Source organism: Paraburkholderia panacisoli (assembly GCF_008369935.1).
GTDB lineage: Bacteria > Pseudomonadota > Gammaproteobacteria > Burkholderiales > Burkholderiaceae > Paraburkholderia > Paraburkholderia panacisoli.
Genome location: NZ_VTUZ01000066.1, coordinates 20152 through 40370 on the forward strand (window position 1 = coordinate 20152; position 20219 = coordinate 40370).

17 protein-coding genes and 2 pseudogenes are annotated in these 20219 nt (G+C 58.6%); 8 read left to right on the top strand and 11 right to left on the bottom strand.

The features are described 5' to 3' along the window. Positions 1-444: 444 nt before the first annotated feature. Together FVF58_RS46340 and FVF58_RS46345 are read right to left on the bottom strand one after the other, a co-directional pair. Entirely contained in the window at positions 445-798 is a 354-nt protein-coding gene (locus tag FVF58_RS46340) for a BON domain-containing protein (RefSeq protein ID WP_149676257.1), read from the bottom strand. A 369-nt stretch (positions 799-1167) separates the two neighbouring features. Continuing rightward, entirely contained in the window at positions 1168-2346 is a 1179-nt protein-coding gene (locus FVF58_RS46345) for a tyrosine-type recombinase/integrase (RefSeq protein WP_149676258.1), read from the bottom strand. Between the two features lie 157 nt (positions 2347-2503). Between FVF58_RS46345 and FVF58_RS46350 the strand changes: the two genes are divergently transcribed. The 4 genes and pseudogenes from FVF58_RS46350 to FVF58_RS53785 all read left to right on the top strand — a co-directional run. Continuing rightward, the gene (locus tag FVF58_RS46350) at positions 2504-3559 is read left to right on the top strand and encodes a DNA-binding protein (RefSeq protein WP_149676259.1); all 1056 of its coding nucleotides are present in this window, start codon (positions 2504-2506) and stop codon (positions 3557-3559) included. A gap of 5 nt (positions 3560-3564) precedes the next feature. Continuing rightward, positions 3565-3804: a hypothetical protein gene (locus FVF58_RS46355; RefSeq protein ID WP_149674576.1), complete on the top strand. Its 240-nt coding sequence runs from the start codon at positions 3565-3567 to the stop codon at positions 3802-3804. 5 nt (positions 3805-3809) lie between these two features. Further along, positions 3810-4718 carry a hypothetical protein gene (locus FVF58_RS46360; protein ID WP_149676260.1) on the top strand — a complete coding sequence of 303 codons (909 nt, stop codon included), beginning with the start codon at positions 3810-3812 and terminating at the stop codon, positions 4716-4718. A 547-nt stretch (positions 4719-5265) separates the two neighbouring features. Next, positions 5266-5402: pseudogene (locus FVF58_RS53785) on the top strand (alanine--glyoxylate aminotransferase family protein); the annotation flags it as partial. 73 nt (positions 5403-5475) lie between these two features. On the opposite strand, the gene FVF58_RS46370 reads toward FVF58_RS53785, so the two are convergent. The 6 genes from FVF58_RS46370 to FVF58_RS46390 all read right to left on the bottom strand — a co-directional run bounded on the left by FVF58_RS46370 (position 5476) and on the right by FVF58_RS46390 (position 12777). After that, on the bottom strand, positions 5476-7284 hold the full coding sequence (locus FVF58_RS46370) for a thiamine pyrophosphate-binding protein (protein ID WP_149676262.1): 1809 nt from the start codon (positions 7282-7284) through the stop codon (positions 5476-5478). A 601-nt stretch (positions 7285-7885) separates the two neighbouring features. Beyond that, entirely contained in the window at positions 7886-8392 is a 507-nt protein-coding gene (locus FVF58_RS54600) for a cupin domain-containing protein (RefSeq protein ID WP_342802450.1), read from the bottom strand. Positions 8393-8647: 255 nt separating this feature from the next. Continuing rightward, positions 8648-8893: a cupin domain-containing protein gene (locus FVF58_RS54605; protein ID WP_342802451.1), complete on the bottom strand. Its 246-nt coding sequence runs from the start codon at positions 8891-8893 to the stop codon at positions 8648-8650. Between the two features lie 189 nt (positions 8894-9082). Beyond that, the gene (locus FVF58_RS46380; RefSeq protein WP_149676263.1) at positions 9083-9943 is read right to left on the bottom strand and encodes a sugar phosphate isomerase/epimerase family protein; all 861 of its coding nucleotides are present in this window, start codon (positions 9941-9943) and stop codon (positions 9083-9085) included. Next, on the bottom strand, positions 9940-11625 hold the full coding sequence (locus FVF58_RS46385) for a GMC family oxidoreductase (protein ID WP_149676264.1): 1686 nt from the start codon (positions 11623-11625) through the stop codon (positions 9940-9942). The genes FVF58_RS46380 and FVF58_RS46385 overlap by 4 nt, the downstream gene beginning before the upstream one ends. A 159-nt stretch (positions 11626-11784) precedes the next feature. Continuing rightward, positions 11785-12777 carry a LysR family transcriptional regulator gene (locus FVF58_RS46390; RefSeq protein ID WP_188131166.1) on the bottom strand — a complete coding sequence of 331 codons (993 nt, stop codon included), beginning with the start codon at positions 12775-12777 and terminating at the stop codon, positions 11785-11787. 595 nt (positions 12778-13372) lie between these two features. Between FVF58_RS46390 and FVF58_RS46395 the strand changes: the two genes are divergently transcribed. Further along, on the top strand, positions 13373-13774 hold the full coding sequence (locus FVF58_RS46395; protein WP_149676266.1) for a hypothetical protein: 402 nt from the start codon (positions 13373-13375) through the stop codon (positions 13772-13774). Here FVF58_RS46395 and FVF58_RS46400 read toward each other — a convergent pair. Beyond that, positions 13758-14801 carry a porin gene (locus tag FVF58_RS46400; RefSeq protein WP_188131167.1) on the bottom strand — a complete coding sequence of 348 codons (1044 nt, stop codon included), beginning with the start codon at positions 14799-14801 and terminating at the stop codon, positions 13758-13760. The genes FVF58_RS46395 and FVF58_RS46400 overlap by 17 nt on opposite strands. A 362-nt stretch (positions 14802-15163) precedes the next feature. Beyond that, positions 15164-16690, bottom strand: coding sequence for a cytochrome P450 (locus FVF58_RS46405; RefSeq protein ID WP_188131168.1), 1527 nt, complete (start codon positions 16688-16690; stop codon positions 15164-15166). A gap of 482 nt (positions 16691-17172) precedes the next feature. Between FVF58_RS46405 and FVF58_RS54370 the strand changes: the two genes are divergently transcribed. The 3 genes from FVF58_RS54370 to FVF58_RS46420 all read left to right on the top strand — a co-directional run bounded on the left by FVF58_RS54370 (position 17173) and on the right by FVF58_RS46420 (position 18880). Next, a complete protein-coding gene (locus tag FVF58_RS54370; RefSeq protein WP_149676269.1) occupies positions 17173-17553 on the top strand; it encodes a 2Fe-2S iron-sulfur cluster-binding protein in 381 nt (126 codons plus the stop codon). A gap of 111 nt (positions 17554-17664) precedes the next feature. Then, complete coding sequence (locus FVF58_RS46415) at positions 17665-18432, top strand: SDR family NAD(P)-dependent oxidoreductase (protein ID WP_149676270.1); 768 nt, start codon at positions 17665-17667, stop codon at positions 18430-18432. 70 nt (positions 18433-18502) lie between these two features. After that, positions 18503-18880 carry a limonene-1,2-epoxide hydrolase family protein gene (locus FVF58_RS46420; protein ID WP_149676271.1) on the top strand — a complete coding sequence of 126 codons (378 nt, stop codon included), beginning with the start codon at positions 18503-18505 and terminating at the stop codon, positions 18878-18880. Positions 18881-19036: 156 nt separating this feature from the next. On the opposite strand, the pseudogene FVF58_RS46425 reads toward FVF58_RS46420, so the two are convergent. Then, a pseudogene (locus FVF58_RS46425) lies at positions 19037-20110 on the bottom strand (IS3 family transposase); the annotation flags it as partial. Between the last annotated feature and the right edge of the window lie 109 nt (positions 20111-20219).

The following is a 20219-nucleotide window of genomic DNA, read 5'->3' on the forward strand; positions in this document are numbered from 1 at the left end:
CGCAGATGGGCGAACGACCGCTAAGGCCGACGACGTGACATACATCATCGGTGGTCGAAGGGCCGTTGACGGAGCAAAGCTGACGCCTGAACGTCCAGCCCCGCAACGCATGTGAACAGCGGGTCGTGGCCGGTAGTACGCGTTCATCCACCTCGCCGGAAAGCTGACGTTGAAGACCACAACGTCACCTCTGTCGAACGCCCAAGGAACTGGTGCTTTCGGATGCCTTCGGCCATTCATCCTCGCGAATACATATATTCAATCCGCTTGTCATTGAGCCCACCCGTTTGCACGCGATCCGACACCGGGCCAATATCGAGCAGAGCATGGTCTTCATTCAGCCATGCAAGTGCTTTCCCCGGCAAAGGCGTCGCCTTTGAGAACATAACATTCGTGTTCTCAAGGCGCGCCAGTGAAGTCAAAGGTGGCGGTTGGACTCAAACATTAATGTCCTTCTTCTTCCACTGTCAAATTGTTCTTGACCGACGTAACTCCAGGAACACTCTCAGCAACTTTCCCTGCGAGATCTATCTGCGCCTGATCTGGAACCACTCCTACAAGCGTAATCTTGCCGCTACGAGCGATGGCGTGAAGATCAGTCGTCACCAAGCCCTTTTGCTTGTACAACGCCGTCTGAACTCGCTTCCCCAACTCCCTATTTACTGCTCTAATCGACGAACGAGAGGGAGCTGTTGCTGAAGCTGCCGCAGTCGTCTCTTGTGCATTAACAACGGGCACGATCGCAACAATGGCGCTGACGGCGATCGCTGCGGCAACGTAGGTCTTCATGGATTTCATCTCTTCTCCTTCAGGTGGGTAGCAAAACTGGGCGGGGGAGACTCAAAAAGATCGCAGGTCAATCAAAGTGCGGCGAAAAATGAGCACCCTGACGTTTGATGACCAGCGGCCACGACGTTCGGCAATCGAATTGTAGACTTTTTCTCGTCGGATGCGCACGGTCAAGCGCGTCTAGAACCGCTGGAGAGTCCTTTCCGCCGGAGCTTCGACTAGTGGGTCAGGGCCAACCCTTTGTGTGAATGACGGCAAGGGAACCCGATGACTCCTCATTCGGCGTGAAATCCAACCGCCGTTAGCAATCCGGCACATTGCTGACGTCGAACCTAGCCCACCCCAATGACGGCTCAGGCCGAACTTCAGCCGTCAGGACTACCAGTCAATGCGGTGCTTTTCATCGGTTTCACGATGACGACGATCGTCGTCCACGTGAAGATACTGACTGGTTGTCGTAAGCGAGGCGTGCCCGAGGTTGTCACGCACGAGCCGCAAGTCGACCTGCTGGTCCGCCATATGCGAGCCTGCACTGTGCCGCAGCCAATGCGCTGACGCTTGTTCGAGTTGATCGGCGCGTGACGCATGTGCTTCGCCACGGGCCCGCAGTGCGTCGGACGCGCCGTTGAAAACCTGTTTGACGATGCGATGCAACGCAGCGCGCGTCAGTGGTTTGAGCGACTGGCCGATCGGCAGTACGAGGGGCGTGTCTTCGTCCGAAGACGGTAGGGCAGGCAGTCCACGTTCGCGGCGGTACGCGCCGAGTTCCGCCATCATTTCTGAAGTGGCCGGCACCAGCCGTTCCTTGCCGCCTTTGCCAAGTACTTCGAGCCACCAGCGATCCTCGCCGTTCGCGTCGCGCCGGCTGAAAAACCGTCCCATCGTATTTTCGCCCACTTCCGTAATGCGCAGGCCACCCAGATAGAGCAGGGTGAACAGCCACCGCACGCGGGTGTAGTGTTCACGCTCTCGGTCCGTCGCTTTCGGCATGGCGTGAATCCAGGTTTTTACTTCGAGCCAGAGTTCAGGCGACAGATAGCGGGTGATACGCGGCTTCGCACGCCGCGCGCGCTGGCGCGAAAGCGACAGGGGATTGCCGGCCAGATAGCCGGCCTGCACCAGCCACGCGAACATCACGTTGAGAATCACCATCGCCTGGCGCTGGCTGGTGGCGGAGAGCGGACCATGGAACGGCCGCCAGCGGGGATCGCTGCGCGGGTGCTTGCGGCCGCCACTGGCCGTCCAGTGCGCGCTGGGCTGCGGGTCGGCGAGGAAGTGCTGATAGACCAGCAGGTCTTCGTGGGTCAGCGAGGACAGTGGCTTGCCCATCTGGAGGACGGACCAGAGCAGCAGGCGTTCGGCTTCCTTGCGGTAGTTGTCGAAGGTCGTTTTCGTATCGACAAACCGCGCGAGCCATGCACGGATCGCGTCAAGATCATTGTGGGCGGCGATCTGCGCAATGCCATTCTTCGCGCGATTTTTGCCCTTGCTGCCATCCAGGTCGGGCGGGATGATGAGCGCATCGATGGGTTGCGGAGCAAGCAGCAGGGCGGTCATGGGTAATCCGGGAGGATGGAAGTGTCGCGCGTTCGCAGCGCCAGCACAGGATTCAATATCAACATTATAGCCGTAATGTCAAAATCTCAGCTAAAGCTCATTATAAATTAGTCGGTTTACGTTATATTATTTATTGGAATAACCGAGACCGATCCCGATGTCCGACGCATTTCCTGATGAAACCCGCCTGGCAGCAGAAATCGAGCGCCTGAAGGCCGAATTCCCGAAGACGCGCGAGCTCTATCGCGAGGCCTGCGCGCTGCTGTTCTTCCGCTTCGGCATCACGCCAACCGCCAACCGGCTGTACCAGCTGGTGAAGCGGGGGAGCATGAGCACGCCCACCCAGGTGCTGGGGGAGTTCTGGACCGAACTGCGCGAAAAGAGCCGGGTGCGCATCGAGCATCCTGATCTACCGGCCGATCTCGGCGCGGCCGCTGGCGAACTGGTCGCCACCCTCTGGACACGCGCGAGCGCATCAGCCGGGACCGCGCTCGACGCGCTGCGCGACGAGGTCGAGGCGCAGCGCGCGGAGGCGCAGCAGGCGGTCGCCGCCGCCCGCGACGAACTGGCTCGCGTCGAGACGGCGCTCGAGCAGCGCACCGCCGCGCTGCTGGCCGCGCAGGTCGAGGTGCGGAATCTGGACAAGGCGCAGACTGAAGGCCACGCGCAGCGACAGGCGCTGGAGGCGGAACTCGGGCGGAGGAGCACGGCGCTGGCGGCGCGCGATCGCGAGATCGTGGCAGTGAGAGAAGGCTTCTCGCGGGATCTGGAGAAGCTGCGGGAAGCGGCCGAACGCGCGGAGGAACGACTGCGTGCGGCGGAGAAACGGGCGCTGCTCGAGATCGACCGCGAGCGCGGCGCCGTCGCGAAGCTGCAGAAGGAACTGGAAGAAGCCACGCGTCGTGCGGACCGGAAGGACGCCGACCATCGCCGTTCATTGGAAACCATGCAGGCGCAACTGGGTGACGCCCGCCATCAGATGGGCGTGCTGCAGGGACGGCTCGATGCCGTCCAGGCCACGAACGCGACGCTGCAAGAACAACTGGCGGCACGGCGCGAGGCCGATGCCCACGAAATACGACCCGTTCGCGCGAAAGCCGCCACGGCACGCACAACCGCGACCCGTCCGGCACGGACACCGGGCCCGCCGCGCAAGGCGCCGGCCGTCTCCATGCCATCCGGCAAGACGGCGGCACGCCGCAAGCGGGGGTAGTCAGCATGGCAGGCAGCCGCCGCCCGCCGAAAGAGGGGAAAGGACGAACCAGGCGGACCCGTCGTCAGGCCCCAGCCTGCCCGCCGATCGGCGCGCTGATGCGCTACGGCGAGCGCACGGTGCGCGTGATCGCCGAAGCGAGCGGCCAGCGCGTGATCATCGAGTCAGTCGACGACGACGGTCGCACCTTCCGTAGCACGGTGAAGTGGGCTAATCTGGCCCGTCCTGAAAGGCAACTTTTCTGAGCGCGATGACCATGCAGCAGACCGTGAAGCAACTGGATATCTTCGCCGACAGCCGCGACGTGATGTTGCGCAACGACGTGCTGGACCAACTGCAGCGGCGCGATGCGGTGTCCGCTCGCACGGCACTGGAACGGCTGGCTGCCGGATACCCGGACGATGGCGCGCTGCCCGCGATGAGCGTGCTGGTGTGCGAACTCGAAAGTGCACCGACGGCGCCCTTTGCGGATCACGCGGCGCTCGCCATCGCCCGCCGTCACCTGGAGGACGAGGTGGTGCCCGCCGCCCGGCGGGTGCTGCCCGCGCAGACCGGTCACGCATGGCTCGCACCCTGCTGGCGAGCGCTCGCCGACGGGGCCGCGACCCTGGCCTTTCTCCGTGCCGATGCCGACAGCCATTCTGCACCGCTGTGGCTGCTGGCGGGCGACTGGGCGGCCGCGAGTGACGCGATCGGGAGCATTGAATCGTGGTGGCGCATCCCGGCGCCACTCGCGTGGATGACCGAGTCGCGCTACCGGACAGGTGGACTGGAGGCCGCATGGCCGCTGCTCGCGGAACTGGCGTGGCTGGCACCTCCGCGGTTCGCGGCATTACTGCCGATGCTCAGCGACGCTTCGCTTGACGCGTTACGCCGGCGCTTCGATGGAGAGTTTCCGGGCGCGGGCGAGACGGACGATTACGCGTGGTTTCCGGCGTGGCTGCTGGTGGTCAAGCCCGCACTGGCGGGCCGGCTGGGCGAGGCGCGCGTGCAGCGCGACCAGCCGGCGTCGCGGGCGATGGCGCTGCTGGGCGAGATCCTGCGCCGGGAGCATGAAGGTGAACAGCGCGAACTGGTGAACCTGCGCCAGGAACTCAGCCGGCTGCATGCGGGCCTGTTTGACACGTATATGGCGACGCGGAAAGTGCAGCACCGCTGACGGGCGCGAAGCGGGTGATGCAGCCTCGTCCCCGTCCTGCCGCCGTGGCTTCTTCGCCGTGTATGGGCCGCCGGATCGGACTCGGGCCTGCGACGGACATCGGGTTGAAGCGGGCGAGTGCCGGCATGGGCCAGTCGAGTCGGTTGCCGGTCCCGCAGACATTCGCGAGATATCGCCGGCGGGCTGACTCACCCCGGGAAGCTGGCGCCGCGAGGCCGAGCGGGTATCCGGGAGATTGTCTCCGCACCGCGGAGACAATCTCCAATTCGTTGGCTGCGTGCTCCCCCTGCTGGAAATGAAAAGGAATGGCCCTCCCCACTGGATAGCGTCAAGCAGGAAGTCCGGTTTACCGACAAACATCTTGGCCGGCGCATTGACTCAGGTTTTTTGTTACCGGGCGAGGGTCGTTGCCTCATGTAATTTGCTACCGTGCGACACGAAGTCGCTCGCCGAAGTTGTCCCCACGGAAACGGAGGGGACCACCTGTGTCACCGGGTGAATCTATGGGCCTGAATAAAGAGCGGCCCTGACAATGAAACGAAGCACCGCAAGGTGCGGGGCATCAATCGCGAGAGGCGTGCCCTTCAATGCGACAAGCCTGAAGATTTCAAGACCTACCGCATCGGATTATTTGGCTTGGACAAACTGCGTGACGTCGAAGGCCCTGTTGAAACCTTGGGCGACATAAATCGGATCAGGTATGGATCCGACGAGCGCCCAGGAGAGGAGGTCAGGCCCGAAATGCGGCCGAGGGCAATCAGTTTGGCCAACTGCCTTCCAGTGGTGGCGACATATGCCGTTCCACGCCCTGTTCAGGCTTGCGGTCCGTGAGGATCGGAATGACATCGCGGAAGGCGCGCTTGATACGGGTCTCGGGGTCGGTCCAGACATCAATGATGTAGCTGCCCTCCGAAGCGATTGCGCGTTCCAGAGCTGAGCCGATGTGGTCGGGGTTGGTCACTTTCTCCCCGTCGATCCCGAGCGATTTTGCCAGTCCGACAAAATCGGTGGTTTGAGGAACGTCGACCCATGGATTCTGGATACCCCATAGCTTCATGCCTTGGCGATTCGCATACAGGCAGTGGTTGTTGTCAATGATGACGATTACTTTGATCTTCTGCTCGACCAGCGTCGATAGTTCCATCGCGTCATAGTAGAAGCCACCGTCACCGTGATAACACACGACCGTGCGTTCCGGCGCGGCCATTTTTGCGCCAGCGGCGATCGACAGGCCCGCCCCCAGAGACTGGTAACGGCCGCCCACAATCATTGGCGTCGATTCGGCATACTGGAACGCGCGATACAGCATGTATGCCTGGCCACCCGAGTCGCCCACAACGATTGTGCCCTTCGGAAGAAGGTCGGCCATTTTCTTTAATAAGTGGTACTGGTTGATCGGGCTGCCGCCATCTTCGCTCAATGTACCAAGATACTCGAGCCATTCACGCTGTCCCTGTGCAACCTGCTCGCGGCGAGCCCTCGCGACATCCGGACCTGTCACCGGGGTCTTCGTCGTTGCCACGGCCTCAGTGAGTTGCTCAAGTATGACCTTCGCGTCTGCCGTGACGCCGAGAGAAGGTTGGAACAGTTTGCCGAGTTGGTTGGGGTCGATATCGATGTGAATGACTTGTTCCGGCTTGCTCATATTCCAGGCGCCGGTCGTCATCTGCGAGAAAGTGGTGCCAATTGCGATCCAGAGGTCTGCCTCCTGCAGCATCGTATTCGCACTGAACCATCCGAACGAGCCCACGACGCCGCCAAAGAGTGGGTGGTTGTCGGCGAGTAGACCACGGCCGCCCCACGACGTACTGACCACGGGTACGTTGACCGCCTCAGCGAACGCCTGCAACTGGGCGGCTGCGCAGGCGTGTTGTACGCCAGCGCCGGCCAGAATCACAGGGCGCTTTGCCGTGCGCAGTGCCGTAAGGATCTTTTCGATGGTCGATGCGCTCGTGCCCGGCGGCTCGGGCAGAGTCAACGGCTCGACAGCGCATTTCGTCTGGTTGATTAGCACCTGGAACGCAAAGTCGAGGACGCTGGCCCCCGGGCGACCTGTGCTGGCCGAAATGACCGCTTGACGAATCGACAGTGGAGCGTCGTCGGAAACAACGAGCTTACGCGCGTACTTCGCGAGCGGCTTCATTGCCGCGAAAACTTCGGTCGAGTCCTGCAACCCTTCGCGCAGATCGAGCGCGCTATCCAGGCTGACGTAGGTCAGAACCATCGGTGTGCTGTCTGTCTTGGCGGCGAGTGCAACGGGGCTAGCGTGCAGAATGCCAACGCAATGGAACAGGCATGCCGACGCTGCACGGCCCTTGATGCGGTTATAGCCGTACGACATCCACGCGCAAGCAATCTCAGTCCGGGCGTTCATATTACGCATGCCCGTGGTGGCGATTTCGTGGATCAGATTACCGGTTCCACCGCCGCTGTAGCCAAAAACGACTTCGATATTTGCTGCGTGCATGGCTTCGACAATTGCTGTCGCACCCGTACGGGAAACGGTGGTGCTGCTTGCCGGGACAACTTCGGTCGTCGACGCTCTTGCGTTCAACGTTTCAGACATATGTCTCTCCAATATGGTTGGGGATGAGGGCGCTGCCTCAGGCGCTTATAGGTAGCGGTGTACCTGTGCGATATTCATAATCAAAGCATTCACCTCTGATCATGTCCATTAATACAATCTGATCTTTCGATAACAATTGGTGATCCACCGCGTTTGATGGCCCGACAGATTGAGCACTAGCTATACGCGAGTCGCGTCCCGCACTATCGGAACGATTAGAGCGCATATGTACGAGGATTCGACGGAGACGAGACCTTGATGGACCGGAGTACCCCCCGACGTGCTCTTGCACGATCAGTCTGTTCATCCTCCGATGCAGCCGGCTCTCCGCATGGCTGTTGCGCGGATACTCACGGAATCAAGCGAGTCTTAAAGGTCGCTGTCGCCGATAGATCACTCGGCGCCAGGGTGATTCATTGGGTTTGCCGCTTCGAAGGCAGGCAACTTTGCAGCTGCATCAGCAATGCACACAACCGTAGGAAAGGCCGAGAGGTCGACCGAAAAATTCCGTGCGTTAAACAAGGCACAGGTCGGCGAATCCGGGCGAGCCGCCATGACAGAACTCGCCTGTTCGAGGGGCGTTCGAGAGCAGGACTTCCAGTCAAGAAAGACCTTCCTGTGCCCAATGGGCGTACCAGTCGCGGACAACTGGCTCCGGCTGGGCGAGCCGGTCACGTGCCGCCTCCGACCACAGGAACCGTCGGGGTGGGGGGCAATTCGAAAACGTTGACGCCGACGCTCGTGCAACCTCTCCATTCAGATGGCGGGCGTCTCTCCAGAGCCCCAACGTTTCCTGCACAGCGCGGTCCGAGAAGCTGAACAGGGTGGCTTCCTTTTCGCAACCGTGCACGACCGGATGCCAGCTCGGTACGACAAATCCGTCGCGCGGCTTCCACTCGATACGGTGGTTGCCAATCTTCGTCTGACCGTGACCTTCGACGACAGCGAAGACCGTACTATCGGTCGATCGGTATGCACCCGTCTCGAAGCTTTCCAGCAACCGGTGGATAAACGCTGCGATCGTGGGTATCGGCGTACCACCGGTGGCGGGATTGATGAACCGCACCTTGTATCCATGACAGGCATCACGATCGCCGCCACGGGACATCGTGGTTAGCGTCTGGTCGCTCCTCTCGTACAGGTAGCGAAGAATCGGTGAGTTACGGTCACCGGGTTTCCAGTCAACTGGAAACAGGTTGTTCGAGTATCGTGTCGCGCTGTCACCCGGCGGTCGCAACTCCGCCTGCGATATCGCTTTCCCCGGTTCAGCAAACCCGGTGTCAAAGAAAGAGATGATCGGAATGTCCAGCCCGTCCAGCTAAACCATGGGCTCGCCGCCTTCATTGCCGTGGTCATGCCACCGCTAGCTCGGTGTCAGTACGAAATCACCCGGGCTCATGGTGACTCGTTCTCCGTCGACAGCGGTGTATGCGCCACTTCCCTCGATGACAAAGCACAGGGCCGATTGTGAGTGACGATGTGCACGTGCCACTTCACCGGGCAAAACCAACTGGAGGCCCGCATATAGCGATTGGGTAATTGAAGCGTTTGCGGGCAACCCCGGATTTTCGAGGATGAGGACTCGCCGCTCGGCCTCTTCGGCTGTCATAATGTCACCGGCCGTGAAGATATCGGGGCGAACGATACCGTCGTAGTCCCAGTGAACCGGAACGACAGGCGTAACCGGTGATTTGGGGGACAAGGGAGTGCAAACGCTGTCACAATCGTGCTAAGTTATCCTTAGTAATTAGTTCATAAAAAGCATTGCGTCTATCTTCAGTGGAGACTTGGCTGATCGTCATGAGAAATCCTTGTTCAGGTCCAGCGTGGCATCGAGCGTTCTCATCTTGATAAGTCCTGCGCTTTCGACTGCAACTGAATGCTCAGTCCAACCATGCTCGAGGTCAATCAACTGGTCCGGGTCCCCGTTTCGCCGGATTTGTTTCAGTAGCGATTCAAAGTCAATTGTTCCGGCCCCAGGTTCAACCCGCCCGGGCATATCAGCGAGCTGGACCAGCCCGATGTGATGACGCGCACGACGATAGGCACTATTGACGTCATCGCCCATTTCGAAGACGTGTCCTGTATCGAATATGAGTTTTACGGCAGGGTGTCCGACACGATCGAGTAGCGCTACGGCCTGCTCGGTGTTCGTGACGAACATGCCGGGCAGGGCGATCATGTGTTCGATTCCGATGACGAGCCCTGCGGCAGCGGCGCGATCTCCGGCCCGGCGCAGGTTTTCCATGACTGCGTTTTCCTGCACCATGCGGCTTTCGTCTTCGTCCTGCCTGAGTAGAACCGCAAGCATGGGCGCCCCAATGTCGATAGCCAGTGGGATAGTACGGTCGAGATGTGGCTCAATCTCGGCCCATCCGCCCGGCCTTGTCCACGACGGGACCATTACGGCGTCGAACGGAGCATAGACGATGCAGCTCGAGCGCAGCCCAAAATGCTGCAGCGCGGCTTTGAACCGTGACACATCGTGTGCCGACCGTTCCGCGGCCCACGGGAAGAGCACCCCGGCGAATCCGTTCTGTGCAGCGAATTCCACGTGATCCCATGGATCGGAGCTACACACGCTTTCGCGAAACAGGGGGTCATCAGGATGCAGATAGCCAAGATGTGAGGTGTATTTCAGGTTCCACCGATTGCTCATGCTCGATACTCCCGCTTGATTGCGTCTACGACCTTTTCAGCGGCCATGATGACCGGAAGATTGGTTCCCGCTGCCATCAGCGTGGGGAAAATGGATGCGTCAACTACCCGCAGGCCGCTCAGGCCGATCACGCGGCAATTGGAGTCGACGACTGCGTCGGGATCTTGGGGGCTTCCCATGCGGCATGTACCTGAGACGTGGCCGCCCGGCAGCGTGGAGGTTCGCACGATATGTTCAATTGTTTCTTTCCCGCTGCTCATCACGTCCGAGATTGGTGTTCCGGCCATTTCGAACGCCTTTTTTCGGGGAATACCGGGTGTTGCGAAGGCCGCAGCGCCAGCGATGCTGAGCGCCTGCGCTTTCCAGTTATCCTGCATCATCAGTAACGAAAGTGGTGTCATCGCGGGTAGAAAAGCACCGTCGATCAGGCTCGCTACTTCTGATTCCCGGACGAGTTCTGCCAGCGCGGAGAGGCCGTCAACCATGCGCTTAAGGTCCCTGGCGTCCTGGAGGAGGTTAAAGCGAACCTCAAGCGTGCCGTTGGGCGTGAGTTTCACGCTGCCTTGAGAGTAAACTTTGTTGATGATGAACATCAGATTAGCTACTTGCCGGCCGAGCGGATCTCGCGCGAGATTGTTTGGTGTACGCTCCCATACGTTAAGAACAACGTCAGTCGCAGCTACGCCTGGTAAGCCGGACGAGTACCTGACGACGATAGGACATGGTGGCAGGACGTCGGCACGCTGACGTCCTGCCGACCGTAGATGTGCGCCAACGATCAACATCGGATGATTCAGCAGATTCGCACCGACGCCAGCCAGGTTTTTCCCCACGGGGACGCCAGCGGCGCGTAACTGTTCGAAGGGCCCGATACCCGACCGCAACAGCAATGCAGGCGAATGCAGGGCGCCACTGCTGACAATGGTTTCTCGAGATAGGATGGCACGCGCTTGATCACCTTCGCCAATGAGGGCGCCGATAACCTGAGTTCCTTCAAGAAGTAGCCGAGAAACCGCGGTTCCCGCCTCAATGCGCAAGTTGTTCCGCTTTCGTACCTCAGGTGTGAGGTACGCAGCTGCCGCGGAAAGGCGATGCCTGCCGACCATATTGATCGGGACGGCGCCGTAGCCGTCACCTGCCTGTCCATTCAAGTCTGCGATATAGCTGATCCCGCGTCGCTCGTATGTTGTGGCGACGGCCTTGGTGAGGCCGCTCCAGTCGTGTGGCGGGACGCGTTGGAGTTGCAGGGGGCCGGACTTACCGTGCTGCTCATTTTCAAAATCGCAATCGGTCTCAAGCCGTTTGAAATATGGCAACACGTCTGCCCAACCCCAACCCTGCACACCGAAGCTGCTCCACCCTTCATAGTCAGCAGGCAAGCCACGCTGTGCGTGCATGCCATTGATGGCAGAGCCCCCGCCCAAAATCTTTGCCTGACCGAATGGCACTGGCCCAATGCCAGTCTCGGTGGACTCGGCGCTCAGGTTTGGCCACAAAAAACGCGAGTCGTTCAACGTACGAAAACGTGCGTCTCTGACTGCGACGGGCTCAGCATCCTGCCCAGCCTCGACAAGCGTCACGCGTACGGCTGGATCCTCGGAAAGACGACTTGCAAGGACGCAACCGGCGGAGCCGCCTCCAATAACCAGATAGTCACAATCGTACGACTCCCGTGTGGTCATGCTGCTGCCTCACCAGAAACAGGGGTTACGGGATCGCCACCAGTGAGAATTACGACTCGTTGATCGAAGCACGTAGTACTCATGTGAATCCGTCTCCTTTGTGCTTTGTTGCTGTATTCGGCGTGGAAAGAAGTCCGGCGCGCTTTGTTGGGCGCCGGCTTACACAGGGCAGCCGTTCGGCGACTTTAGTTCCTGCGATCGATAAGGTAAATTAATAATTTGTGATTCTTCAATCACGGATAGTGATTCGCTCATTTGTGGCGATTCAGACGAACAGGTCGTCCGCGCAATTGCCCGCAATCCGTCGAGCGCGACGTTTGAGGAATCAGTGCGCCACGCGAATTTAAGATCATAGGTGGGGGTGGATGTATCGAGCTTCACGAAGCTCACGTCATGAACGCCCTCTCGTACCACCCAAGGCGGAACGAGAGTGATGCCAACGCCGGCGTCGACCAGGGCAAGGACTGTATGGATGTGCATCGCTTCCTGCGCCACCCGGGGGGTGAACCCAGCATTGGCGCAGGCGGCGATTATTACTTCGAGCAGGCGGGATTTGATCCCGGCAGGGAAAAGAACAAACGGCTCGTCGTGGAACGCTTCAAGAGGAATCGAAGGTTGAGACGCTAACGGATGGCCGCGAGACAAGGCGGCGACCAGCGGCGCACCGACGAACGGGTCACTTTCGAGGCCTTCGCGAATGACGGGTCCCGGTAACAGGCCGATGTCGATTCGGCGGTCATTGAGACCTGTAACCTGTTCTTCACGGCTCAGCGTCTGTAGCCGTAGTTCTACATTCGGATATCTCTCCCTGTAAGACCGGATCAACGGAGGAAGTAGTGAGCAAACAGCATTGTCGACAAATGCGAAGCTTATGCGACCGCGTATTCCGCTTCTCGCGGCTTTGGCGACGCGCATCGCCTCGTCCGCCTGCTCAAGAAGTCTCCGGCACTCGGGCAACATCTGCTGACCCACCTCGGTAAGCCGAACTTCATTACCGGTGCGTACGAATAGCTTGCTGCCGAGTTCCTCCTCGAATCGTTTGATTTGCTGACTAATTGCAGGCTGAACCACATTCATTCTTTCGGCAGCGCGGCCAAAATGTAGTTGTTCCGCCGCAGTGACGAAGTAGCGCACCCGTCGTAGATCGATCATGTCTGTCTCCACTATCGTGCATGGCATCCCGATGCGTCAGGTGCGATGCTGTATTGAAGCGGTCATCGATATACAAAGACCAGTGGGTTTCTCTGGTTGCAACGGATCTGCGCGCCGTAGACTAAGCCCTCCGATGCGGGACAAAGAGAGTTCTCGTCGGATGGCTCTGGAAGCGGGGCGCAGTACGTGCGCAAAGCACTGGCTATGGAATGGATCGATTGATCGCTGTCAGTTTGGAGAAGCGAACGTCCGCCGAATCGAGATCACCGCGCTTCCGCTCGGCTAGCGCCGGTTCTCGACTCCAATACTCGCCACTCTGCAAAGGTATCAATCAATGATACCTTTCGAGATGGCATTATGCAAGAATGATACTTGCATTTAGCGGCGTTCTGCTCGTATTACCCTGGTGACTGGAATCGGAGCCTGGAGTGGTTTGGCGGGCGAGCCCATGGGATTGGCGGATGCGCCAATTGGGGACACAGGGCGAGCGCTCGGCGCTGAGTACGTCGGCCGCCTTTGGGCGCGAGCACTACTGTCACAAGTCGATAGCGTGTAAGTTTGCCTATCGCGCTGAAGCCGGGGCGACAGGCTTCCGATGGCGCGCGGCGATATCGGCTGTTACCTTGCGAGCATCGGTATCGTCGTACGTTTCGAGTTTATCGAAGACGCAGTATGCGGCGGTGCGGCAAACTTGATAGAAGAACAGTTGAAAACAGCAGATGCGTCAAACGCACCGCGATTGAATGGAACTTCGCTCAGGCCGGCGGCCCTTTCTGCGAATACGCGAGCCTACATGAAGAAAAGGGTGGTGACTGCCCGCCGCGATGTGAAGGACGTGAGGGATGGTTCAACAGGCGCTGTCACACCTGCCGACCACGACCACAAAGCAAATTTTACGGTACTGAGTCAAGCGGATTTCATCATGCGACTCGATTCATCAGGATGTCGCTGTAGCAACGCAGGGAGAATCGTCGGCAGCTTCAAAAGTAGTGCATGATGCCGCTGAAAAATCCCAGCTGGTTGTGCCCCATGGGCGGGTTGTAGGGCGAGTCGGGAGGTTGCGCCGTTGCGCTAAAGTTGGTGTGTCGTCCGTTGATCAGGTAGCCAACCGTGGCGTACAGGTACGTCCTCTTGGATAGTGAATAGGTCGAGCCCAAGTTCAAAAGGGTGGCGCTGCCCTGTCCGTCCCGCTGGTGAATATGATAGACCGCTGTCATCGCCGTAAATGGGCCCGACGGGCTGTACGTTACCCCAAACCAACCATAATCGGCGTAGCGTGGTTGATTTTGAGGAGCATCGGGTGCTGCCATGTAAGTGTACGACGCTTGTACCCTGAAGTAGTTACCGTTATACATGGTGCCAACGAATACCTGCTTCTGTGCCGCATAGAGGTCACTGAATTTGCCGTTCGCATCCCGTACCTCTTGATATATCGTGCGCGCCGAGAACCCTCCAAGCCGGTAGGTGACCTGGATGCCGGCTGTCCTGCCGCTATTGAAGTTCCCTGGCACTCCGTTCAATGAATATTGGAACGCAACATCGAAGCCCTTGAACGTGGGTGAGTAGTAGCTGAACGTGTTGCTGAAATTCGGCCAGTTCGCGTTCCTCACCAGGGATGCAAGTCCAATGTCCTGCTGGCTGAAGGGATCGAATTCGTAGTTGCCGTCCTTAATTATTGAATCGTCTTGGCCGACCCGGAACGACCCGAAAGGTCCCGACATGCCAACGTAAGCATTTTCCCAGAATGGGCTCCATGACACGCCATTAGTGACCTGAAAATAGTCCAGCAACTTGAAGTTTACCTTGTAGCCGTTGCCGATGTCTTCAACTCCCGTCATCCCCCATGCACTGGCGCCATCGTCACCGCTGTCGGCGCTCCAGACATTAGAGCGCTTTCCATTTTGCCCCGCAACGTTCGTCAGATACTGCACACCTGCGTCCATACGTCCCCAGAGTGTCAAGCTGCTTTGCGCAGAGACACTGGTGGAGATGCATAACAATCCCAATGTGATGAATCTTCTCAATTTCGTCTCCGTATATTTTATTGATATGGATTACGTATGGTCTATGGCAGAATTCTCCAAATAAGAAAGCGGATTATCCGATTCCAGTTCACCGGTAATAGAGTGTGTCGTGAGAGTGGTGGGGTTTTCGAGGAGCGGGAACTCCCTGCGGATGGCAGGGAGGGGTTGAATCGTTTCACATACCTCGTTACTAGCGGTCCGATCCGAAGGACTATCCGTCTTGGTGACTACGAAATCCCGGCTGCGAGGACAGGGCTGTCCTCGGCGCAATTGAATGAATCCAGGACAGCGCCAGGTGCTCCGATTGCCTGTAGGGGCCGGTGCATTGCGTCAAGGCGACGAGGTCGCGTGGAAGTCAATTTCTATACGGTCTTGGCGGGTACGTCCCAGCGCACGCGAAGACTCTTCAACGAAGGGACGATCATGCTTTCCGTATAGCGCAACCGCTCGTTCTCATCCGCAAGGCGCAGTCCGGGTAGTCGATCAAGGATGATGTCGAGAGCTTTTGCGATCTCAAGGCGCGCTAGAGGCGCGCCTACACAGGCGCGGTTGAACGCGCCGAAAGAAACGTGTTTGTGAGCGTTGGCCCTGTCGACGTCAAACTCGTCAGGGTTCGCGAACATGGCGGGGTCGTGGTTTGCGGAGCCAAGATGGATGTAGACCTTTGCCCCTTTGGGCAGAGTAACCCCGCTCATCTCGACGTCCTGGGTCATGGTTCGAACGACGCCGCGAATCGGCAGCCGAAGACGAATGACTTCCTCTATCATCTGGGGGCGCAATTCCGGATTCTCGCGAACCCGCTGAAGCTGGTCGGGGTGCTTGAGAAGTGTGTAAATCATCTGTGCGATCGTGTTGGCCGTCGTGTCAGTGCCGGCCGCTACCATGCCCACCATGTTCGTGACGATCTGTCGGTCGGTGATGGCTGCCCCGCTCTGCTGCGCCTCTATCAGCTTGGAGATCAGGTCGTGCTGCGGGTTACGTCGACGTGCCTCGAGGAGAGCGTAAGCCCACTGCTCAAAGTCGATAAAGGCCATCCAGCAGGCCTCCGCACCTTCCGGCGACAGCAGAGTCGAACCCGTCAGTTCGAACCAGTTTTCCGCCCATTCGTTAAAGCGCTCGGTTTCGGAGTCGGCAGCTCCGATCAGGTGTGCCACCGCGCCAACGGTGGTCGGCCAGAAGAATGCGGACACGAGGTCCGCCTCTCCATCGTTAGCGAATCGATCTACCAGGTTGTTGAGCTTTTCGTCTAGCCACTCGTCCATCCCGGGGAGAGCCTTGTGGAATACGCTCATGAAAAGGCGCTTGAGGGGTAGGTGCTCCGGCGGGTCCATTGCGTTGAGGCTACCGTCGACCGGCAATGGCCAGTCCTCTCCGACCCGGTCGATTACGGCTTGTGACTTTGGCGAAAGAGGCTTGTGTGCGTTACCGTTCGAGAAGCTCACCATGTCCTTGTACACCGCAAGCACATCTTCGCGGCGTGTAACTACCCACAGATTGTACTTTTCCATATAAAAAACCGGCGACTCCTCCCGCATCTTCGCGAGAATGGGGAAAGGGTCAGCGATCTGTGCCGGTTCCAGCGGGTCGAAGGCGGAGTGAAACGGACACCGTCCCGCTCCACCACTTGTCTGTACGCTGCTATTCATATTCATCTCCTTGGCTGTTTCGGCTCGAAAGCCGTTTCTCGTGGCGCGCAGGTGCAAGCCGGCGCGTGCAGCAGGAGCGGTTGTTTGACGCGGCTCCGCTATCAGATTTGATGAATCGTGTGCAAACCTTTGGACGTTTGCCGCCAGGATTCTCATCAGGCGGTAGCGCAGTAGCGTCGTACACTGCAAAAGCAACCGTGGGGCGTCTGATTTTGCAATGCTCGGCGTGTCAAGCTCAAACATTCACTTCCCGGTATTCAGCATCGGTGATCCGGAAGATAAAGTCGACTAAGTTGTTGTGATCGGTCTATAAGGCTGGGTGATCTCGCTATCCACGCCGCTATATCCCTCATTCACGACTGGGTATCGATGAGGGTGCGAATTTTTCTCGTAGGCTCGGGAGCGTACACTGCCGGGCGCGACCGGCAGCCGATTACAAATTGTGATGAACGGATTAGAAGAGATTAGTGGACTGGATCAAAAGTCCACGGCTAGCATTGGTATCAAGCACATCCGCGCGAAACTGAGCGCCCGTTCGTCGAGCGACACGGTGCGACAGATCTTACTCAAAGCCTTGAGCCGAGTAGGTGAGCGGTTTGGGCGGTGCTTCGGACTGTATCGGAAAGTAGCGGGCAGTCGTTGAGTATGCGGTCCGATAATCCGATGCGGGTGGTTAGATTTCACTACTGCTGCAAGTCAGCGGCCTACGCAGGAAGATCAAGCAAATGTCGAACATAAATCCTACCGAGAATCAGCCGCACGCTGAAAGCGTATCGGGCGACGTGCAGACGGTCGCGTCGGTGTTTGTGACAACACGAGATGGGCAAACACACCGGCTGGAAGCTCAGCCTGGCCTTTCGGTGATGGAAATCATTCGCGATGCGGGTATCAGCGAACTGCTTGCGCTTTGCGGCGGCTCGTGTTCGTGTGCAACCTGCCATGTATATGTCGATCCGGAATTGGCGAGCCGACTCAGTCAGATGTCGGAAGATGAGAACGATTTGCTGGATGCGACCAGTTGCCGCAAACACAATTCACGTCTTTCGTGCCAGATTCGGTTCAGCGATGCGCTCGAAGGATTAAAGGTGGCGATTGCACCGGACTAAATCCGACGCAAAAGGCACAACTCTACGTAAGCCGGAACGTGGCGGGCGGGGCATACCTGCCCCTGCAGGCCATACTATCGCGTAGTCTAGATTTTTTGAGATGAAGGGATCATGTCAGATCGTCTGAAGGGAAAAGTCACCGTTGTCACCGGCATAGCGAGCGGAATTGGGAGCGGTATTGCGCTAGCCTTTGCTTCGGAAGGGGCGCAAGTCGTAGGTGTTGATCTGAACGTTGCCGGGGCACAAGCGATCGCAGCCAAGGCGAGGGAACGCGGGTTTGAGATCAGTGTCGAGGCACCGGTGAATTTGCTGAATGAAAACGAATGTTGGGAGTTGATGGAGGGAACAGCTAGGCGCTACGGCGGGTTGGATGTACTGGTCAACGCCGCTGCCGTGGTCGAGTTTGCATGGATTGACGAGATGACCTTGGCACAGTGGCGCAAGACGATCGCGGGGGAACTCGACATTGTTTTCCTTCCCTGTCAGGCAGCATGGCCGCACCTGGTGAAACGCGGTCAGGGGTCCATTGTTAATTTCGCATCGGTAGCAGCTCATCAAGCGACCAAGACATTGCCCGCCGTTGCACATGCTGCGGGCAAAGGTGGTATCAGGGCGATGACCAAGCAGCTTGCAATGGAGGGCGCAAGCGACCGGATCCGGGCTAACTCCATATCCCCGGGGCTTATTGTGAGTGATGCGACGCGCGCAGCATTCGAGCAGAATCCGGGATTTCGGAAAGTGATCGAAGACAAGATCATGCTGGACCGGCTGGGCCAACCCGACGATATTGCATGGGCCGCCGTGTATCTCGCTTCGGATGAGGCTTCGTGGGTGACTGGTTCGGACTTCGTCATCGATGGTGGAATGACCTCTTGGTAAGTCGGGTCCCGAACCGTCCAGGAACTGGTATGTGCCTTTGTCCGGATTTACATAAGTACGGAGACAAACTATGAGCCCGATGCAAACCATCCTCGATTTTATCGCTGCGTGGAACGATAACGATATGGACCGTGTTCACGAATTCATGGCCGAGGATATCTTTTATCACAACGTCCCGATGGAGCCGATCGTAGGACGAACTGCAGCGCGCGAGTTTGCCGATGCCTTCGGCGTTGGCTCGAAAATGAAAGCCGACTGGAAGTTAATAAGCATCGCGGAAAATGGTGAGCATGTCCTCACGGAGCGTCTCGATTCGTTCACAACTTCGGAAGGGAAGAAGATTTCTGTGCCATTGATGGGATCTTTCCGCGTGCGAGACGGCCTCATTACTGAGTGGCGAGACTACTTCGATCTGCCCACCTTCGAGCGCCAAGTCGCTGCGCTCTGAATGGCCGTGATAGATTGCTGGGTCCGGCGTGAATACGTGTAGACGGATTGTCGCGACCAGTCACCTTGGCGGCGAGGTGAGTGAAAGATCCGGACGACTGCGTTGTTCCGTTCCGGGACGTATCACGGCGGTTGTCAACGTACTTGTCGTGTCACTTCATGCGGACTGCTTTAGTTCTACCGGTTGCGAGCGCTCCGGATTGAGCCAGACTTCATCCTTCAATTTCCAGTTGCGCGTCGATCGGGACCAACGCCGTGGATTGCGCTGCCTGGCCTCTGCATACACGGCCTCACGTTGCGCAAGCACTGCGGTTGCCACGCCGTTATGACGCTGCGCTGGTGTGACGAATTTCAGGCCGCTGTGTTTGTGCTCATGGTTGTACCAACGCACGAACTGCTGCGTCCAGGCGCGCGCCTCATCAACGCTGCCGAACGGCCTGCGCGGGTAGTCGGGCCGGTACTTGCAGGTCCGGAACAGCGACTCCGCGTACGGGTTGTCGTTACTCACACGCGGCCGGCTAAACGAGGCCACGACCCCCAGGTTTTCCAGGGTGGCGAGCATCGTCGCGCCCTTCATCGGGCTGCCGTTATCTGAGTGCAGCACCAGAGGACGTCCTGCCAGACCCTCGGCCAGACTGGCACGTCGCATCAGCAACGCGGCCAGTTCCGCCGATTCGGTGTCGTGCACTTCGTGAGCAACAATCTTGCGGCTGAACACGTCCAGCATCATGTACCAGTAGTAATACTGTCCTTTAACCACCGCCGGTAGCCACGTAATGTCCCATGACCAGACCTGATTCGCTGCGCTCGCACAATGACTGGTCACTACCCGGGCCGAGGGCTTGCGCGCACGACCCCGGTGGTGCTGCTGCGAAGCGCTGCGCAGCACGCGATAAAAGCTCGATTCCGATGCGACATATACACCGCGATCCGCCAGCCTCGGCACGATCTGGCTGGGCGCCAGGCTGGCAAACTCCTCACTATTGGCAAGCTCCAGAATCTGTTGCCGTTCGGCCTCATTCAGTTTATTGGACGGTGGTGCTCGCCCGGTCGTAGTGCGGCGATCGGCGAGCATCGCGTCGCCGTCACCCATCCAACGCTGGAACGTGCGCAGGCTCACGCCTACCTCGTCGCAGGCCTTCTCCAGCCGGCAACCTGACTGCGCTGCCTCGCGAATCAACGATATGCATAACAGGCGATCCGGGACGTTGATCAATCGTATGCGGTCCTTTACGGACGCCCTAGCAATGAACGAGTGATTCTCTGATGCTACCTGTCCACGTGGACAGCTGGGATGAGAGTACATGTCAGAAGATCGAGATTTGCGTAGCCGCCTGGTA

Excerpts from the sequence above, each read along its gene's own strand:
- FVF58_RS54370 (WP_149676269.1), top strand. The coding sequence starts at position 17,173 with ATGTCGAACATAAATCCTACCGAGAATCAGCCGCACGCTGAAAGCGTA.
- FVF58_RS46420 (WP_149676271.1), top strand. The coding sequence starts at position 18,503 with ATGAGCCCGATGCAAACCATCCTCGATTTTATCGCTGCGTGGAACGAT.
- FVF58_RS46405 (WP_188131168.1), bottom strand. The coding sequence starts at position 16,690 with ATGTTTGAGCTTGACACGCCGAGCATTGCAAAATCAGACGCCCCACGG.
- FVF58_RS46350 (WP_149676259.1), top strand. The coding sequence starts at position 2,504 with ATGTCCGACGCATTTCCTGATGAAACCCGCCTGGCAGCAGAAATCGAG.
- FVF58_RS46345 (WP_149676258.1), bottom strand. The coding sequence starts at position 2,346 with ATGACCGCCCTGCTGCTTGCTCCGCAACCCATCGATGCGCTCATCATC.
- FVF58_RS54605 (WP_342802451.1), bottom strand. The coding sequence starts at position 8,893 with ATGACAGCCGAAGAGGCCGAGCGGCGAGTCCTCATCCTCGAAAATCCG.
- FVF58_RS46385 (WP_149676264.1), bottom strand. The coding sequence starts at position 11,625 with ATGACCACACGGGAGTCGTACGATTGTGACTATCTGGTTATTGGAGGC.
- FVF58_RS46340 (WP_149676257.1), bottom strand. The coding sequence starts at position 798 with ATGAAATCCATGAAGACCTACGTTGCCGCAGCGATCGCCGTCAGCGCC.
- FVF58_RS46415 (WP_149676270.1), top strand. The coding sequence starts at position 17,665 with ATGTCAGATCGTCTGAAGGGAAAAGTCACCGTTGTCACCGGCATAGCG.
- FVF58_RS46370 (WP_149676262.1), bottom strand. The coding sequence starts at position 7,284 with ATGTCTGAAACGTTGAACGCAAGAGCGTCGACGACCGAAGTTGTCCCG.
- FVF58_RS46360 (WP_149676260.1), top strand. The coding sequence starts at position 3,810 with ATGACCATGCAGCAGACCGTGAAGCAACTGGATATCTTCGCCGACAGC.
- FVF58_RS46380 (WP_149676263.1), bottom strand. The coding sequence starts at position 9,943 with ATGAGCAATCGGTGGAACCTGAAATACACCTCACATCTTGGCTATCTG.
- FVF58_RS46390 (WP_188131166.1), bottom strand. The coding sequence starts at position 12,777 with ATGATCGATCTACGACGGGTGCGCTACTTCGTCACTGCGGCGGAACAA.
- FVF58_RS54600 (WP_342802450.1), bottom strand. The coding sequence starts at position 8,392 with ATGTCCCGTGGCGGCGATCGTGATGCCTGTCATGGATACAAGGTGCGG.
- FVF58_RS46355 (WP_149674576.1), top strand. The coding sequence starts at position 3,565 with ATGGCAGGCAGCCGCCGCCCGCCGAAAGAGGGGAAAGGACGAACCAGG.
- FVF58_RS46395 (WP_149676266.1), top strand. The coding sequence starts at position 13,373 with ATGGCGCGCGGCGATATCGGCTGTTACCTTGCGAGCATCGGTATCGTC.